Source organism: Candidatus Mycobacterium wuenschmannii, from assembly GCF_030252325.1.
Classification (GTDB): Bacteria; Actinomycetota; Actinomycetes; order Mycobacteriales; family Mycobacteriaceae; genus Mycobacterium; species Mycobacterium wuenschmannii.
The window spans coordinates 781,644-797,763 of the sequence record NZ_CP126981.1; the positions used below are offsets into that span (position 1 = coordinate 781,644).

Here is a 16,120-nt window from a genome sequence, read left to right on the forward strand (position 1 = left end):
CGATGACGGCGCCGATCTGGATGGCGTTGCCCCCCGAGGTGCACTCGACGCTGCTCAGCAGCGGCCCCGGCCCGGGTTCCCTGTTGACCGCCGCGGGGGCCTGGTCGACGCTGAGCACCGAATACGCCGACACCGCCGACGAACTGACCACGATATTGGCGGGTGTGCAGTCCGGGGCGTGGCAAGGTCCCAGTGCTGAGCAGTACGTCGCGGCGCACGCGCCGTATCTGACCTGGCTTGCCTGGGCGAGTGCCGTCAGTGCGGTGGCCGCGGCGCAGCATGAGACCGCGGCGGCGGCCTATACCGGGGCTTTGGCGGCGATGCCGACGTTGCCGGAGTTGGCTACGAATCATGTGGTGCATGGGGTGTTGACGGCGACCAATTTTTTCGGGATCAACACCATTCCGATTGCGCTCAACGAGGCCGATTATGTGCGGATGTGGGTTCAGGCGGCTACCACGATGAGCACTTATCAGGCGGTCGCGGGATCGGCGCTTGCCGCGGTCCCGCCGACCGAGCCGGCCCCGCCGATCCTGACCGCCGGTGGCGAATCCGGCTCCGTGACAACGCAAGCCGCGACAGCGGGGCAGCAGGCAGCCGCGGCCACGGCCGACACTTCGTGGCAGGACCAGTTGGCGACGCTGCTCAGCTACTACACCCAGGGATTCGCTCAGCCGCTCGGCGAGCTTCTTTATCCGAGCGGGTGGCCGTTCCCCGCGTTCCCGTTCGCAAGCGGCGTCGCCAACGCGCTGCAGTCGGTGATTCCGGGGCTCTCGCCGGCACTGGCCTCGGCGCTCGGGTGGACGGTGTTCCACACGATCGTGCTGTTCTGGCCGTTGGTGCAGGCGGCGCCGTTCCTGTTGCCCCTCGCGATACCCGCGGCATTCACGGTCGGGTTCGGCGGGCTGGCCGGCCTCGCCGGCTTGGCGGCCATACCTACCGCGCCCGTCGCGCCCATCGTCGCGATCCCCGCGCCGGCCGCTGCGCCCGCGGCCAACGTCGCCCCGTCGACGTCGACGATCGGCGGCATCGGCACCAGCGGCGGTCACGCCCCGGCCGTGTCGAGCGCACCCGCGCCGAGCACGGTCAGCGCTCCGAGCGCGGGGCCGCCCGGCGGCGGTCCGGGCTTCACCCCGCCGTACGCGATCGGGGGCGCCTCGCTGGCGTCGGCGCTTTCATCCCAAGCCAAGACGCAGGAACCGACCTCACGAGGCGCCTCGAAGGCCCCGGCGGCCGCAGCGGCGGTCGCGGCCGGAACCAAGGACCGCCAGCGGGCGCGTCGGCGGCAGCGCGCCCGACTGCACTCGCACGCCCACGAGTACATGGACATGAACGTCGGCGTCGAGCCGGAGTGGGACGAGTCGACGGCCACGTCCGACCAGGGTGCCGGTCCGCTCGGATTCGCCGGGACCGTCGCCACAGGGAGCGAGCAGGCGAGCGGGCTGGCAACGCTGACCGACGACGGCTTCGGCTCCGGTCCGGCGATGCCGATGCTGCCGAACTCGTGGTCACCGGGGGAGTAATGGCCTGAGCGGGTGAGCGTACGCGGGTATGCTCACAGGCTGATGGCGCAACATTTTTCGCTGGCCTGGCTGCTCGACCCGCTCACCGTCGACGAGTTTCTGGGGCAGTGCTGGGGAGCCCGCCATCACCATGTGCGTCGCGGGCGGCCCGGCTATCTGGACGGGTTGCGCGAGGGCGCTGACTCGGTCGACGAGCTGCTGACGGTATTTCGACCGCACCTGTCGCTGGTCAGCCTGGTCCGCGAAGAGCAGCGCAAGGATCAGTACCTCTACCGGCTCGCCGGCGGCGGATTCGACGTGGCCGCGATCGGCCGCGACTTCGCCGATGGCTACACCATCGTGCTCGACAGCGTCCAACGGTATGCGCGGGCGATCGCGACGCTGTCGCACTCGATCGAGGTCGAGTTGGATTTCGCGGCACAGGTCAACGCGTATTTCACGCCGCCGCAATCGCAAGGCTTTGCGGCTCATTGCGACGACCACGACGCGCTGATCGTGCAACTACAGGGTTCCAAGATCTGGCATCTCTACGAGGGCATCGACGTTGTGCCGAATGAGATGTGGCGCCAAGAGCCGATTCCCGCCGCCGGCCTGCCCGCCCCCGTCGACGTTCGGCTCGACACCGGGGACGTGCTCTACGTGCCGCGCGGACGGGTGCACGCGGCGGAGTCAACGTCCGAGCTGTCGGTACACCTGACCGTCGGCCTGCACGCACCTACTCTGTTTACGCTCGCCACACGAATGCTCAATGCGCTCAACATCTCTGACGACCGTGCCCACATTCGGCTGCCGCCGCGCTTCCTCTCCGACCCGGTCGCGCGCTCCGGCCTGGGCCCGCTGGTCCGCGGGATCACCGAAGCCCTGGAACAGCCGGAAACCATTGCCCAGAGCCTGGATTCGCTGGAGGCGGACCTGGTCAAGCGGGGCCAGTGCCAACCGCTCGGCGCCGCGATATCAGGCGCGATCGCCATCGACGACCAGACGCGGGTGGTCAAGTGTCAGCCGCTGTACGCGCGGGTGACCGAGCACTTCGACGGCGTGACCCTGCACTTTGCCCAGTCGGCCTTCAATGCCACCCACGAGCATCTGGACGCTCTGCGGTTTCTCGCGAAAAGCACTGCTCCGTTTCGCATTTCCGACCTACCCGGACTATCGGAAGCGCAGCGCGTCGAACTGGCGCGGACGCTGCTGCTCCAGGGATTTCTCATCCGGCACACCGACGTCTGATGGAGATCGCCGACCTCGCTCGCTGGACGCCGGTCCGGGTCGACCTGACCGGGCCGGCCCCCGCCATCGACTGGGCCGACATGACCGCCGAACGATTTGTCGAGCCCTTCTTCGACCAGACCGTGGGCCGCTGGTCCGCCGGCCCGCGCGCCACACCGCTGGTGCGGACCGGGCTCGAGGCGCTCTTGGCGCTCGACGGGCAGCCATCGCTCGATCCGGCGGGCATGATCTTTCACTTCTCGCGATGCGGGTCGACGCTGGTCTCACGGCTGCTGTCGACGATCCCCGGCGTGGTAGTCATCGCCGAGCCCTCGCCGCTGAACGCGCTGCTCGGACTCGACCCGCGACAGGTCGACGGGGCGACGTTGGTCCAGGTGGTGCGGCTGCTGGTGCGGGCGCTGGGCCGGCGTCGTCATGGCGACGAGCGACACCTGGTACTCAAGTGCTCGAGCTGGAACGTTCGCCGCCAGGAGATCCTGACCGCGGCGTTTCCGGCCGCGCCGTGGGCATGGGTGCAGCGCGACCCCGTCCAGGTGCTGTCGTCACTACTGGCCGAGCCGCCGGGCTGGCTGGGTGAACAGGTGCCGCCGCCGCAGACCGCGGCGATCTTCGGTATCGACCCCACGTCCGTGGCAGGGATGACACGGGCGGAATTCGCCGCCCGAGCGCTCGGCGCGATGCTGTTCTCGGCCGCGATCGGTCCCGGGCGACGGGTCTGCGTCGACCATTCCGCTCTACCCGATGCGGTGTGGGAGCGGGTAGCGCCGCACTTCGGGATCGCCGTCGAGGCCGCGGATATCGAGCGCATGACCGAACAGGCCGCGTACTACTCGAAAAGTGTTGTAATACAACCGTATTCGGGAGAAGATCTGCGTATTCGGCCGATGACGGACGAGATGCGGGACGCCGCGCTGCGCTACGCCGAACCTGGCTACCGCCAGTTGGCGTCACTGCGCTGACCGAACGCGCGGCGCGCGGGCGCAATGTTTGAGTTTCCAATCCTTCTGCTGTGTGCTAAAACTGTTAATGAAAATCATGTTCATCACGGTGTCCGGAGGGCTGTCATGACATTGCGCGTCGTTCCAGAGGGCCTTGCGGCTGCTAGCGCGCGGATTGAAGCCCTGACCGCGCGCCTCGCATCGGCGCAGGCCGGGGCGGCGCCGATGATCACCGCCGTGGTGCCCGCTGCCGCCGACCCGGTGTCGCTGCAGACCGCAGCGGGATTCAGCGTCCGCGGGGGCCAGCACGCGGCGATGGCCGCGCAGGGCGCCGAGGAGCTCGGCCGCTCCGGGGTCGGGGTCGCCGAGTCGGGAGTCACCTACGCGGTGGGCGATGCCGCCGCGGCGGCGTCCTACGGCGCCTGGGCCTGACGATGACGGCGCCCATCTACATGGCGGCGCCGCCCGAGGTTCATTCGACGTTGTTGAGCAGCGGCCCCGGGCCGAGCTCGCTTCTCGAGGCCGCGGGCGCGTGGAATGCCTTGAGTGCCGAATATGCCTCGGTCGCAGAGGAACTCAGCTCGGTGCTGTTGGAGGTGCAGGCCGGCGCCTGGGAGGGCCCCAGCGCTGAGTCGTTCGAATCGGCGTACGTGCCGTATCTGGCGTGGCTGAATAAGGCCGTGGCGGACAGCGCCGCGGCGGCGTCGCAACACGAGACTGCCGCCGCCGCCTACACCGCCGCCCTGGCGGCAATGCCGACCGTGCCCGAACTGGCAACCAATCACGTCGTGCACGGCGTTCTCCAGGCCACGAACTTCTTTGGGATCAACACGATTCCGATTGCGGTCAACGAGGCGGACTACGTGCGGATGTGGGTGCAGGCCGCCACCACGATGAGCGCCTACGAGGCCGTCGCGGACTCCGCGGTGGCCGCCACTCCGACCACCGATGCGGCGCCCCCGATCCTGAAATCCGACACCACGGCGCAGCCCGCCGACGACGGAGACGGTGACGACGGCGGCGACAATCCGCTGGGAATCCCGCAGTGGCTGGAGCAATGGCTGGAGCAGTACGGGATCGGCAATAGCCAGCTGGCGCACGACCCGACGGTCGACTCGCCGTTCGACGAGGCGATCGCGCAGTGGCTGCAGCAGTTCGGCTACAACTGGCAGCCCGCACAAGGCACGCTCAACGGCCTCGACTACGACGCGTACGCCGACCCTGGTCAGGCATCGTTCTGGGTCGCACGCGCCCTCGAACTCACCGAGGATTTCCAGTATTTCGGCCAGCTGCTCCAGACGAATCCGCTGGAGGCCGTGCAGTGGTTCATCAGCTGGCAGCTCTTCGACTTCCCCACTCACATCCTGGAAGTCACGAGTTATCTGACGTCGAACCCGGCGTTGTTCGTTGCCTTCGCGCCCGCTCTGGCGCCGCTGGCTGCCGGCGGCGCGGGTTTGGCCGGCCTTGCCGGCCTTGTGCCGCCCGTCGTCCCCGTGCTGCCGGTCGACTCCGTCCTGGCGCCACCGCTGTTCCCGGTGACGGCGCCGGCCCCCGCGGTCCTGGCGTCGTCGGTTGCGCCCAGCGCTCCGGCCCCATCGCCTGCCCCCGCGAGCGCCGCGGGCGCGCCCGCCGCACCGGCGGCACCGTCCGCCCCGCCACCACCGGGTGCGGGGCCGGGCTTTACGCCGCCCTACATCGTTGGTGGCCCGACAATTGGTGGCTGGATGAGCAGCGGGGCCAAGGCCCAGGAGCCGACGTCGCGGGGATCGTCGAAGGCACCCGAGATGGCGGCGTCCGCGGCCGCGGCAGCGGCGAAGAAGCCGACGCGGCGCCGCCGGCGCGCCGTCCGGCGCGACCAGGCCGACGAATTCGCCGACATGAACATCGAACTCGACCCAGACTGGGCGGCGCCGCCGGAAGCCTCCGACCGCGGCGCGGGCCCGCTGGGATTCTCCGGCACCGTGTCGAAGAGCGGCGAACAGGCGACCGGATTGGCTACGCTTGACGACGACGGTTACGGGACCGGGCCGACGATGCCCATGCTGCCCAACACCTGGCTGTCCGGGGGACCGGCGGAGAATGGCGAGAAGAATTGAACGTTGCTGTGCAGCAACGGTAATCGGATGAGGAAAGGGTTTGAGGGATGAGTTTGTTGGATGCTCACATTCCGCAGTTGGTGGCGTCGCAGTCGGCGTTTGGTGCCAAGGCGGGTTTGATGCGGTCGACGATTGGTCAGGCCGAGCAGGAGGCGATGTCGTCGCAGGCGTTTCACGCCGGGGATTCGGCGGCGGCGTTTCAGGCGGCGCATACCCGTTTTGTGGCGGCGGCGGCGAAGGTGAACTCGCTGTTGGATATCGCGCAGGCCAACTTGGGTGATGCGGCGGGTACGTATGTGGCCGCGGACAGTGCTGCGGCGAGCAGTTACCCGGGCTTCTGAATCGCTAGCTGATTAATCGAAAGGGTTTGTGATGTCGCAGATCATGTACAACTACCCGGCGATGCTGGCGCATTCGGCGGACATGGCGGGCTATGCCGGCACGATTCAGAGTCTGGGTGCCGACATCTCTGCTGAGCAGGCTGCGTTGCAGTCGGCGTGGCAGGGTGACACGGGGTTGAGCTACCAGGCGTGGCAGGCGCAGTGGAACCAGGCGCTGGAGCAGTTGGTGCTGTCGTATCGGGCGATGGCGAGCACGCACGAGAACAACACCACCTCGATGCTGGCTCGCGACTCGGCCGAGGGCGCCAAATGGGGCGGCTAGGCCCCGCTACGGCGTAAGCACGATCGACCCGATGGTCTGACGTCCCTGCAGGTCGCGGTGCGCCTGCGCGGCGTCGGCCAGCGGATAACGGTGGCTCACCGCGACACTGAGCGAGCCGTCCGCGATGGCGGTGAACAGTTCACTTGCGCGCCAGGCGAATTCCTCGCCGGTGCGAGTGTAGTGCGCCAACCCGGGCCGGGTCAGGAACACCGAACCCGCCGCGTTGAGGCGCTGCGGGTCGACTGGCGGCACCGGCCCGCTGGATGCGCCGAACAGCGCCAGCGTCCCGCGCACGGCGAGGCTGGCCAGGCTGGCGTCGAAGGTGCTCGCCCCAACGCCGTCGTACACCACCGGCACACCGTCGCCGGCGGTGAGATCTTTTATACGGGCGATGAATTCGGCCGGGTCATCACCCGGATAGTCCAACACCTCCGCGGCGCCGGCCTCTCGCGAGCGCGTGGCCTTCTCCGGCGTCGAGACCGTCGTGATCACGCGGGCCCCGCGGTGCGCCAACCACTGCGTCAGGATCAGGCCGACTCCGCCCGCGCCGGCGTGCACCAGCACTGCGTCGCCGGGCTGCACGGCATACACCGACGTGATCAGATAGTGCGCCGTCAGGCCTTTCAGCAACGCCGAGGCGGCCACGTCCGGTCCGACGTCCTTGGGTACTTGCGCGGCGAATCGTGCTGGTGCCGTGCTGAATTCGGCGTATGAGCCGGAGGACGCAACGGCGGTGGCCACCCGGTCGCCGACGCGGTGTTCTGTGACGCCGTCGCCGACGGCCGTCACCGTCCCGGCGACCTCGTTGCCGAGAATGAACGGCAACGCGCGCGGGTAACTCCCGGAGCGGAAGTAGGTGTCGATGTAGTTCACGCCGATCGCCTCGGCGTGGATCAGGACCTCACCGGGCCCCGGGGTCGGCTCTGGCCGTTCGACGTAGCTCAGGACTTCGGGACCGCCGTTTTCGGCGACTTCGATTGCGTGCATGCTGACTATCATCCGGATGCATGGAGTCCGCATGAAGTTGGCCCGCCCCGACATTCGCCACCCCAGGATCGTGCTGGCGGGATCCGCGGACGGCGATGACGCGGGCCTGGTCGCGGCGCTGCGCCAGCGCGGCCTGCACGCGCGCTGGCTGGCCTGGGACGACCCGCGCACCCTTGACGCCGACCTGGTGATCCTGCGGGACAGCAGCGATCACGCCGAGTTTTTGCCATGGACAAGGCGGGTGACGAATCTGCTCAACGCCCCCGACGCGGTCGCCTGGAACATGGGTCGTCGGCACCTCCGCGACATCGGCCGCGCGGGCGTGCCGGTGTTGCGCGGCCGCCGACCCTCGGCCTCCGCGACGCGCACGGCGCTGATGTTTCTCGGCGGCGTCCAGTCGCACGCGAACGTCGCGGAATCGCCGGTCGATGCCGATTTCGAGCTGTGGGACCTCGGGCAGGCCGCACTGCAAGCGGCGGCCGATCACGTGGGTATTGGTGTCGAAGAGTTGTTGTACGCCCGGGTCGAGGTGGTCGAGGACGCCGGAGATGTCGAGCTGGCAGAGCTGAATGTGGTTGCGCCGTCGTTGGATTGGGAGCTACTCGACGAGGCGGCCCGCGCCGACGCGCAGCGGCGGTTCGCGCTGTGCGTCGAGTCAGCTCTCGACCGGCTGGATCTGGGTCCGCTGTCGCATCGACGCCCATAACGCCGCGGTGGCCGCCGTGCAGACCGCCGCGCCGGCGACGTGCACCGCGACCAACGCCGCCGGCACCCCGGTGTAGAACTGCACCGTCCCGACGGCGGCCTGCCCGATCACCGCGACGAGCACGACGCCCAACCGGATCAGCACCGGGCGCGGAGCGCGGACGGCCAGCAAACCGAAACCAAGGCCGACGAGCAACGTCAAATAGGCGATCAGCAGCGACGAGTGAGCGTGGACCAGCGTGGTGATCTCGATGCGTAGCCGTGGCACCACGCGATTCGGGCTGGTGTCCCCGGCATGCGGTCCCGCGGCGGTGACCAGGGTCCCGGCCACCAGCACAGCGGCCAGCGTCACGGCACTGAGCGTCGTCAGTATCCGCAGCGGCCTCACGACCCGATCCTCGACCACTCCGGCATCGGGCTGGCCGATCTTGACGAACAGCAGCACCGCGAGCCACACCATGGTCATCGACGTCAGCAAGTGAATGGCTACGGTCCACCAGAGCAGACCGGTCCGTACCGTCACGCCGCCGATCACCGCCTGCAGCACCGTCGACGCCGGCATCAGCCACGCGTAGACCAGCACCTCGCGTCGGCGGTGCGCCCGGATCACGGCCAGCACCGCCAGCGCGGCGGTGAGCACTACGGCGAACGTGATCATCCGGTTGCCGAATTCCACGGCCTGGTGGATGCGGGGAACCTCGGAATGCGCGACCGGGGTGAAGCTGCCCGGGAAGCACTGCGGCCAGGTCGGGCAGCCCAACCCCGAGGCGGTGACGCGGACGATCGCGCCGGTGACGGCGATACCGCCCTGCGTTAGTACCACCAACGCCGCGATGACGCGCTGCGCGCGCAGGCTAGGTCGCGAAATCCGCTGCAATGATTGCCCGACAGGCATCGCCCGATCGTAGGCCAACGACAACTACGTCCCGTAGTAGGGCGGGTCATTGCCGCCAGCGTGACGCTGGCGTCACGCTCGTAGCGACTCGACGCGTCAGGTGAAGCGGAACCAGCGCAGCGCGGCCAGGCCGGCCAGCGTGCCCCACACGACGAGCACCAACAGGCCGAACCAGTCCACCGACAGGCTCATCGCCTGCGACAGCGATTCGGTCAGCGCCCCCGCCGGGGTGAGCCGAGCCGCCCATTTGACCGCGGACCCGATCATGCCGGACTCGATGGTCAGCGCCCCGAGGCCGGCGAAGACGAACCACAGCAGGTTGGCCACCGCCAGCACGATCTCGGCGCGCAGCGTGCCGCCCAGCAGGAGGCCGAGCGCGGCGAACACCGCGGTGCCCAGCGCGATCACCGCCGCACCCAGCGCCAGTCCGAGCGGATGCGGCCGCCAGCCGAGCCCAAAACCTATGGCGCCCAGAATGATCGACTGCAGGAACACCACCGTCACCACCGCCGCGGACTTGCCGGCGATGATGCCCCAGACCGGCAGCGCCGTCGCACCGAGTCGTTTCAGCGCCCCGTAGCGGCGGTCGAATGCCACGGCGATGGCTTGACCGGTGAACGCGGTCGAGATCACCGCCAACGCCATGATCACCGGCACGAATACCGCGGCCCGGTTTTCACCGAACGATCCCAGCGGCAGCAACGTCAGCCCGACCAGCAGTGTGATCGGGATGAACATCGTCAGCAGCAGCTGTTCGCCATTGCGCAGCAGCAGCTTCAGCTCGAGTCCAAACTGCGCGGTCAGCATCCGAGGCACCGCCGCCGACTGCGGGTTAGGAGCGAAAGTGCCTGCCGCGAAAGTACTTTCGGTCATGAGCGCAACTCCCGCCCGGTCAATTCCAGAAATACGTCTTCCAGGCTGCGCTGCTCAACCCGCAGATCGGTGGCCAACACGTCGATCTGCGCGCACCAGGCCGTCACGGTCGCCAGCACCTGCGGGTCGACGGCGCCCTGCACCAGGTACTCGCCAGGCGTCGACTCCGACGCCTGGTAGCCCTCGGGCAGGGCGGACACCAGCAGCGACAGGTCCAGCCGCGGGGGAGCGCTGAAGCGGAGTTGGCCCTTGGCGCCGCTGCGGGTCAACTCCGTCGGGGTCCCGGATGCGACCGTGACCCCGTGGTCGATGATCACCAGCCGGTCGGCCAGTTCCTCGGCCTCCTTGAGCTGATGCGTCGTCAGCACCACGGTCACGCCGTCGCGGCGCAGCGCATCGATCAACTCCCACACCAGGATTCGGGCCTGCGCATCCATGCCCGCCGTCGGCTCGTCGAGGAAGACCAATTCGGGCCGGCCGACCAGCGCGCAGGCCAGGGCCAGGCGCTGCTGCTGGCCGCCCGAGAGCCGTCGGTAGGTCGTGCGGGCCGCTTCGGCGAGGCCCAGCGTGTCCAGCAGCCATTGCGGGTCCAGTGGGTTGGCGGCATAGGAGGCCACCAAGTTCAGCATCTCGCCCGCCCGGGCCGCGGGATAGCCGCCGCCACCCTGCAGCATCACCCCGATACGAGGGCGCAGTCGGGCGTTGTCGGCGATCGGATCCAGCCCGAGCACTTCGATGGTTCCGGCGTCGGCGCGCACGAACCCCTCGCACATCTCCACCGTCGTCGTTTTGCCCGCGCCATTCGGCCCGAGCAGCGCCAGCACCTCGGCGGTGTGCACCTCGAGGTCGAGTTGGGAGACGGCGGTCGTTGCGGCAGCACCCGAGCCGTACGTCTTGCACACCCCGCGCAGCCGCACCGGGGTATCAGATGCTGAGCTCACGACGATTTAGCGTAAGCGTCGGACAACGGGTCCGACTGTGGGGTAGCTGGATCCAGCGTCGCCGCGTCGTGGGTGAGTTCCTCGGCAAGCAGCGGGCGCCAGGGCAGCCGGTCGTAGGTCACCGCGATCAGCAACGCCACGATGACGGTGCTGGCCACCGTCGCGTCGACGATCTGGAACAGTGCGAACCGGTCGCCGTTGGCGGTCGGACCGAACACCCCGACGCCCATCGTCACGATGATCACCGCGACGCGGAAGCCCGGCCGGGTGGCCCAGGCCGCCAGCGGGATGATCGCCCACAGCAGATACCAGGGCTGCACCACCGGGAACAGCAGCACGCACACGCCCAGCGCGACGCCGAGGCCGCCGACCGGATGCAGCCGGCCCCGCAGCACGGACAGCAGCAGCCAGGCGACCAGCACGGCGATGATGAGCACGCCGATGCCACGGGTCAGCGACAGCACGGCGGTGGTGTGATCGCCCAGCCCCAATAGAATCCCGACCTGGCCGGTGCCCAGCGCGATCAGCGTCGGCGGCGACATCCAGCTGCGCACCACGTTGGCCGTCCCGAGGGTGAAGATCCAGCCGAAGCCCAGCCGGCTGGCCGAGCCGACGGCCGCCATCACCGCCAGCGACAACGCCGCCATCAGGGTGCCGGTCAGCAGGAATGCCTTGATGCCACCGCCGTAGCGCTGCGCCAGCGCCATCGTGACGAAGCCCAGGGCCAGCAGCGACGGCAGCTTGATTTGGGACGACAGCACGATCAGCACCGAACCGGTCAGCAGCATCACCAGCGGCGCCCAGTCCGCCCGGTCCCCGCTGGCCCGCGGCCACGGTCGCGGCCAGAGCGGGCGCGTGGCATCGACACCGCGCAGTGCGAACTCGGTGCCGGTCAGCATCAGACCCAGCATCGGAGCCTCGTTGTGGATGCCCGCGACCAAATGCATGATCAGCAGCGGATTGGCTGCCCCCAGCCACAGCGCGCTCACCTCGGCCACCCCGCAGCGGCGGGCCAGGCGCGGTGTCGCCCAGACGATCAGGCCGACCCCGAGCAACACCACCAGCCGGTGACAGAGCACCGCGGCAACGATGTTCTCGCCGGTCAGCGCCGAGATTCCGCGGCCCATCCACAGAAACAGTGGGCCATAGGGGGCGGGCGTCTCGCGCCACAGGCTCGGCACCGACAGCGTGAACACGTGGTCGAGGCCCAGGCCGGTGGCCGGGCCCACTCGGTACGGGTCCAGTCCCAGCCAGCAGATCTGGCTCTGCGCCAGGTAGGAGTAGACGTCCTTGCTGTACATCGGGGGCGCGATCAGCAGCGGCAGCACCCAGAGCAGCAGCGTGCGGTCCAACTCGCCGCGCGACATCCGCCGCTTGCCCAGCGCGAACCGTCCCAGCATCAGCCAGGCCAGGGCCATCATGACCGCTCCGGTGGTGGTCATCGTGAGGGACACCGTCTGGATGCGCGAAGGCAGGTTGAGCAACCGAACCCCGAACGTCGGATCCTGGACAACCGGGCGGGCCCCGGCGCCGAGCGCGCCGATCGCCATCAGGACCGTGCCGGTGGCGCCGAAAACGCGGGTGCGCCCCAGCGCGCGTTCCTCGGCGTCGTTCAGGGGTTGACCCACCGCCACTTCGTCGCCATGCAAGCTGGCGATCGAGGAACTCAGCGAGTGGTGGCGCTCTGCCATCAGAGCAGCGTAGCGGCGATCGCCAGCGCGGCGGAGCCGGGCGCAGCGGGTCGCCGCCTTGCGATCTGACTGCGTCCTGTGGCCGCGCCGAACCGGTCAGGTGTGACCAGCGCAACGATGGCAGAGGGTACCCTTCCTAGATTCGTCCGCGGAATTGCGTCACACTGGTGTTGTGAAATTCCCGCCCCCCGTCTCTCCCGCCGAAGCGGCAGCCGCTGCCGCTACGCATGACGGTCAGACCCGCAGCGCCGTCATCCGGCTGCTGTTGGAGTCCGGGTCTATCACCGCCGGGCAGATTGGCGAGCAGCTCGGATTGTCGGCCGCCGGGGTGCGACGCCACCTCGATGTGCTGATCGAGATGGGTGAGGCCGAGTCGGCGTCGGCCGCGCCCTGGCAGCAGGCCGGACGGGGACGCCCGGCCAAGCGCTACCGGTTGACCGCGACCGGCCGCGCGAAGCTCGACCACAGCTACGACGACCTGGCCTCCGCTGCGATGCGCCAGCTCCGCGAGATCGGCGGCGACGAGGCGGTCCGCAGCTTCGCCCGGCGGCGCATCGACTCCATCCTGTCCGGCGTCGAGGCTGCCGGCTCCGACGCCGACGAGGACATCGAGGCGGCCGCCGAGCGCATCGCTGGCGCACTGTCCAAGGCCGGCTATGTCGCGAGCACCACGCAGGTGGGCGGTCCGATCCACGGCGTACAGATCTGCCAGCATCATTGTCCGGTGTCGCACGTCGCCGAGGAATTCCCGGAGTTGTGCGAGACCGAGCGGCAGGCGATGGCGGAGGTCCTCGGAACCCACGTGCAGCGACTGGCGACAATCGTCAACGGCGATTGCGCCTGCACCACCCACGTTCCGCTCGCCGCGGCAGAAGCCACACCGACTGAACTTCGGCGCACAGCCCGCGCCGAAGCCACCACGAGCACCAAAGGAGTGTCGCTATGACCCTCACCCCGGAGGCCGCCAAGACGGCTATGCCCGTCGAGACGCTGACCCAGGAGGAGACGATCGCCTCGCTGGGCCGCTATGGCTACGGCTGGTCCGACTCCGACGTGGCCGGTGCCAGCGCGCAGCGCGGCCTGTCCGAGGCCGTGGTGCGCGACATCTCGGCCAAGAAGAGCGAGCCCGAGTGGATGCTCGAACACCGGCTCAAGGCGCTGCGCATCTTCGATCGCAAGCCGATGCCGAACTGGGGCTCCAACCTCGACGGCATCGACTTCGACAACATCAAGTACTTTGTGCGCTCCAGCGAGAAGCAGGCCGCGACCTGGGACGACCTGCCCGAGGACATCCGCAACACCTACGACAAGCTCGGCATCCCCGAGGCGGAGAAGCAGCGCCTGGTCTCCGGCGTCGCGGCGCAGTACGAATCCGAGGTCGTCTACCACTCGATCCGCGAGGACCTCGAGGCGCAGGGCGTCATCTTCCTGGACACCGACTCGGGTCTGCGTGAGCACCCGGAGCTCTTCCAGGAGTATTTCGGCACCGTGATCCCGGCCGGCGACAACAAGTTCTCCGCGCTGAATTCGGCTGTGTGGAGCGGTGGTTCGTTCATCTACGTGCCCAAGGGTGTCCACGTCGACATCCCGCTGCAGGCCTACTTCCGGATCAACACCGAGAACATGGGCCAGTTCGAGCGAACGCTCATCATCGTCGACGAGGACGCCTACGTGCACTACGTCGAGGGTTGTACCGCGCCGATCTACAAGAGCGACTCGCTGCACTCCGCCGTCGTCGAGATCATCGTGAAGCCCGGTGGCCGTTGCCGCTACACGACCATTCAGAACTGGTCGAACAACGTCTACAACCTCGTCACCAAGCGGGCCCGGGCCGAAGCCGGCGCCACCATGGAGTGGGTCGACGGCAACATCGGCTCCAAGGTCACGATGAAGTACCCGGCCGTGTGGATGACCGGCGAGCACGCCAAGGGCGAGGTGCTCTCGGTCGCGTTCGCCGGCGAGGGTCAGCACCAGGACACCGGCGCGAAGATGCTGCACCTGGCGCCCAACACCTCGAGCAACATTGTGTCCAAGTCGGTCGCCCGCGGCGGTGGCCGTGCTTCCTACCGCGGCCTGGTGCAGGTCAACAAGGGCTCGCACGGCTCGCGTTCCAGCGTGAAATGCGATGCGCTGCTGGTGGATACGATCAGCCGCAGCGACACCTACCCCTACGTCGACATCCGCGAGGACGACGTCACGATGGGCCACGAGGCTACGGTGTCCAAGGTCAGCGAGAACCAGCTGTTCTACCTGATGAGCCGCGGGCTGACCGAGGACGAGGCGATGGCGATGGTGGTGCGCGGCTTCGTCGAGCCGATCGCCAAGGAACTCCCGATGGAATACGCGCTGGAGCTCAACCGGCTGATCGAGCTGCAGATGGAAGGCGCGGTCGGCTAGTGACGGGATTGACTGAGGCGGTTGAGGGTTCGGCCCTCTCCGCTGCCAACAAGGGCGAGCTGTTTTCGTCGTTCGACGTCAACGCGTTCGAGGTGCCGGGCGGTCGCGACGAGCTGTGGCGGTTCACCCCGCTGAAGCGTCTGCGCGGCCTGCACGACGGATCGGCCCCCGCTACGGGCAACGCCGCTATCGAGGTGACCGAACGTCCGGGCGTGACGGTGGAAACCGTGCGCCGCGGCGACGAGCGACTCGGCCAGGCCGGCGTTCCCGCTGACCGGGTTGCGGCGCAAGCGTTTTCATCGTTCAACCAGGCGACCATCGTCACGGTGGCGCGCGACACCGAGGTGGCCGAGCCGATCGAGATCGCCGTCACCGGCCCAGGTGAGGGCGCTACCGCTTACGGCCACCTGCAGATCCGCGTCGAAGAACTGTCGCGGGCCATCGTCGTGGTGGATTTGCGCGGCAGCGGGACCTACGCCGACAACGTCGAGATCATCGTCGGCGACTCGGCCGGTGTCGGCGTCATCTGGATCGCCGACTGGGCCGACGACACGGTGCACGTCGGATCGCACCACGCCCGACTCGGCAAGGACGCGACCCTCGGGCACGTCGCCGTGACGCTCGGCGGCGACGTCGTCAGGACCTCGGCGACGGTGCGATTCACCGCGCCCGGCGGTGAAGCCCAAATGCTGGGCACCTACTTCGCCGACGACGGCCAGCACTTCGAGTCGCGTCTGCTGGTCGATCATTCGCAGCCCAACTGCAAGTCCGACGTGCTGTACAAAGGTGCGCTGCAAGGGGATCCGGACTCGTCGAAGCCGGACGCGCACACCGTGTGGATCGGCGACGTACTGATCCGCGCCGAGGCCACCGGCACCGACACCTTCGAGGTGAACCGCAACCTGGTGCTCACCGACGGTGCCCGCGCCGACTCGGTGCCCAACCTGGAGATCGAGACGGGCGAGATCGTCGGCGCCGGACACGCCAGTGCCACCGGAAGATTCGACGACGAGCAGTTGTTCTACCTGCGCGCCCGCGGCATTCCGGAGGACCAGGCCCGTCGCCTGGTGGTGCGCGGCTTTTTCAACGAGATCATCGCGAAGATCGCCGTCCCCGCGGTGCGCGAGCGCCTCACCGAAGCCATCGAACGAGAACTAGCAATCACCGAATCGAGAAGTAACTGA

At 68.5% G+C, this 16,120-nt stretch carries 16 protein-coding genes; 11 read left to right on the forward strand and 5 right to left on the reverse strand.

The genetic code is table 11. The features are described 5' to 3' along the window. The first annotated feature begins 2 nt into the window (after nucleotides 1-2). From PT015_RS03945 to PT015_RS03975, 7 genes are all read left to right on the forward strand, one after another. Nucleotides 3-1,523, forward strand: a complete 1,521-nt coding sequence (locus tag PT015_RS03945) for a PPE family protein (protein ID WP_285188952.1) — start codon at nucleotides 3-5, stop codon at nucleotides 1,521-1,523. A gap of 42 nt (nucleotides 1,524-1,565) precedes the next feature. After that, the gene (locus PT015_RS03950; protein WP_285188953.1) at nucleotides 1,566-2,750 is read left to right on the forward strand and encodes a JmjC domain-containing protein; all 1,185 of its coding nucleotides are present in this window, start codon (nucleotides 1,566-1,568) and stop codon (nucleotides 2,748-2,750) included. Then, a complete protein-coding gene (locus tag PT015_RS03955) occupies nucleotides 2,750-3,709 on the forward strand; it encodes a hypothetical protein (RefSeq protein ID WP_285188954.1) in 960 nt (319 codons plus the stop codon). The genes PT015_RS03950 and PT015_RS03955 overlap by 1 nt, the downstream gene beginning before the upstream one ends. Before the next feature lie 105 nt (nucleotides 3,710-3,814). After that, on the forward strand, nucleotides 3,815-4,120 hold the full coding sequence (locus tag PT015_RS03960; protein WP_285188955.1) for a PE family protein: 306 nt from the start codon (nucleotides 3,815-3,817) through the stop codon (nucleotides 4,118-4,120). 2 nt (nucleotides 4,121-4,122) lie between these two features. Beyond that, complete coding sequence (locus tag PT015_RS03965) at nucleotides 4,123-5,784, forward strand: PPE family protein (RefSeq protein ID WP_285188956.1); 1,662 nt, start codon at nucleotides 4,123-4,125, stop codon at nucleotides 5,782-5,784. Between the two features lie 47 nt (nucleotides 5,785-5,831). After that, nucleotides 5,832-6,125, forward strand: a complete 294-nt coding sequence (gene esxG, locus PT015_RS03970) for a type VII secretion system protein EsxG (protein ID WP_285188957.1) — start codon at nucleotides 5,832-5,834, stop codon at nucleotides 6,123-6,125. 31 nt (nucleotides 6,126-6,156) lie between these two features. After that, a complete protein-coding gene (locus PT015_RS03975) occupies nucleotides 6,157-6,447 on the forward strand; it encodes a WXG100 family type VII secretion target (RefSeq protein WP_285186681.1) in 291 nt (96 codons plus the stop codon). 6 nt (nucleotides 6,448-6,453) lie between these two features. Here PT015_RS03975 and PT015_RS03980 read toward each other — a convergent pair whose 3' ends face one another. After that, nucleotides 6,454-7,434, reverse strand: coding sequence for a quinone oxidoreductase family protein (locus tag PT015_RS03980; protein ID WP_285188958.1), 981 nt, complete (start codon nucleotides 7,432-7,434; stop codon nucleotides 6,454-6,456). Between the two features lie 31 nt (nucleotides 7,435-7,465). Here PT015_RS03980 and PT015_RS03985 point away from each other — a divergent pair, with 31 nt between their 5' ends. Further along, a complete protein-coding gene (locus PT015_RS03985) occupies nucleotides 7,466-8,140 on the forward strand; it encodes a hypothetical protein (RefSeq protein ID WP_285190911.1) in 675 nt (224 codons plus the stop codon). On the opposite strand, the gene PT015_RS03990 is transcribed toward PT015_RS03985, so the two are convergent. The 4 genes from PT015_RS03990 to mptB form a co-directional block, all read right to left on the reverse strand. Further along, nucleotides 8,090-9,052, reverse strand: coding sequence for a COX15/CtaA family protein (locus PT015_RS03990; RefSeq protein WP_390887926.1), 963 nt, complete (start codon nucleotides 9,050-9,052; stop codon nucleotides 8,090-8,092). The genes PT015_RS03985 and PT015_RS03990 overlap by 51 nt on opposite strands. 78 nt (nucleotides 9,053-9,130) lie before the next feature. Next, entirely contained in the window at nucleotides 9,131-9,907 is a 777-nt protein-coding gene (locus PT015_RS03995; protein ID WP_285188962.1) for an ABC transporter permease, read from the reverse strand. After that, nucleotides 9,904-10,848, reverse strand: coding sequence for an ABC transporter ATP-binding protein (locus tag PT015_RS04000; RefSeq protein WP_285188963.1), 945 nt, complete (start codon nucleotides 10,846-10,848; stop codon nucleotides 9,904-9,906). Before PT015_RS04000 ends, PT015_RS03995 begins: the two co-directional genes overlap by 4 nt. After that, nucleotides 10,845-12,539: a polyprenol phosphomannose-dependent alpha 1,6 mannosyltransferase MptB gene (gene mptB, locus PT015_RS04005; protein WP_285188965.1), complete on the reverse strand. Its 1,695-nt coding sequence runs from the start codon at nucleotides 12,537-12,539 to the stop codon at nucleotides 10,845-10,847. Before mptB ends, PT015_RS04000 begins: the two co-directional genes overlap by 4 nt. A gap of 172 nt (nucleotides 12,540-12,711) precedes the next feature. On the opposite strand from mptB, the gene PT015_RS04010 reads away from it, so the two are divergent. The 3 genes from PT015_RS04010 to sufD are packed head-to-tail and all read left to right on the forward strand — an operon-like array spanning nucleotide 12,712 to nucleotide 16,120. After that, the gene (locus PT015_RS04010; RefSeq protein ID WP_390887927.1) at nucleotides 12,712-13,485 is read left to right on the forward strand and encodes a helix-turn-helix transcriptional regulator; all 774 of its coding nucleotides are present in this window, start codon (nucleotides 12,712-12,714) and stop codon (nucleotides 13,483-13,485) included. Then, on the forward strand, nucleotides 13,482-14,936 hold the full coding sequence (gene sufB, locus PT015_RS04015) for a Fe-S cluster assembly protein SufB (protein ID WP_285188968.1): 1,455 nt from the start codon (nucleotides 13,482-13,484) through the stop codon (nucleotides 14,934-14,936). Before PT015_RS04010 ends, sufB begins: the two co-directional genes overlap by 4 nt. Then, nucleotides 14,936-16,120, forward strand: coding sequence for a Fe-S cluster assembly protein SufD (sufD, locus tag PT015_RS04020; RefSeq protein WP_285188969.1), 1,185 nt, complete (start codon nucleotides 14,936-14,938; stop codon nucleotides 16,118-16,120). The genes sufB and sufD overlap by 1 nt, the downstream gene beginning before the upstream one ends.

Coding starts and splice junctions, on each gene's coding strand:
- sufB (WP_285188968.1), top strand. CDS start 13,482: ATGACCCTCACCCCGGAGGCCGCCAAGACGGCTATGCCCGTCGAGACG.
- PT015_RS03980 (WP_285188958.1), bottom strand. CDS start 7,434: ATGCACGCAATCGAAGTCGCCGAAAACGGCGGTCCCGAAGTCCTGAGC.
- esxG (WP_285188957.1), top strand. CDS start 5,832: ATGAGTTTGTTGGATGCTCACATTCCGCAGTTGGTGGCGTCGCAGTCG.
- PT015_RS03995 (WP_285188962.1), bottom strand. CDS start 9,907: ATGACCGAAAGTACTTTCGCGGCAGGCACTTTCGCTCCTAACCCGCAG.
- PT015_RS03950 (WP_285188953.1), top strand. CDS start 1,566: ATGGCGCAACATTTTTCGCTGGCCTGGCTGCTCGACCCGCTCACCGTC.
- PT015_RS03975 (WP_285186681.1), top strand. CDS start 6,157: ATGTCGCAGATCATGTACAACTACCCGGCGATGCTGGCGCATTCGGCG.
- PT015_RS03945 (WP_285188952.1), top strand. CDS start 3: ATGACGGCGCCGATCTGGATGGCGTTGCCCCCCGAGGTGCACTCGACG.
- PT015_RS03960 (WP_285188955.1), top strand. CDS start 3,815: ATGACATTGCGCGTCGTTCCAGAGGGCCTTGCGGCTGCTAGCGCGCGG.
- mptB (WP_285188965.1), bottom strand. CDS start 12,539: ATGGCAGAGCGCCACCACTCGCTGAGTTCCTCGATCGCCAGCTTGCAT.
- PT015_RS03965 (WP_285188956.1), top strand. CDS start 4,123: ATGACGGCGCCCATCTACATGGCGGCGCCGCCCGAGGTTCATTCGACG.
- PT015_RS03955 (WP_285188954.1), top strand. CDS start 2,750: ATGGAGATCGCCGACCTCGCTCGCTGGACGCCGGTCCGGGTCGACCTG.
- PT015_RS03985 (WP_285190911.1), top strand. CDS start 7,466: ATGAAGTTGGCCCGCCCCGACATTCGCCACCCCAGGATCGTGCTGGCG.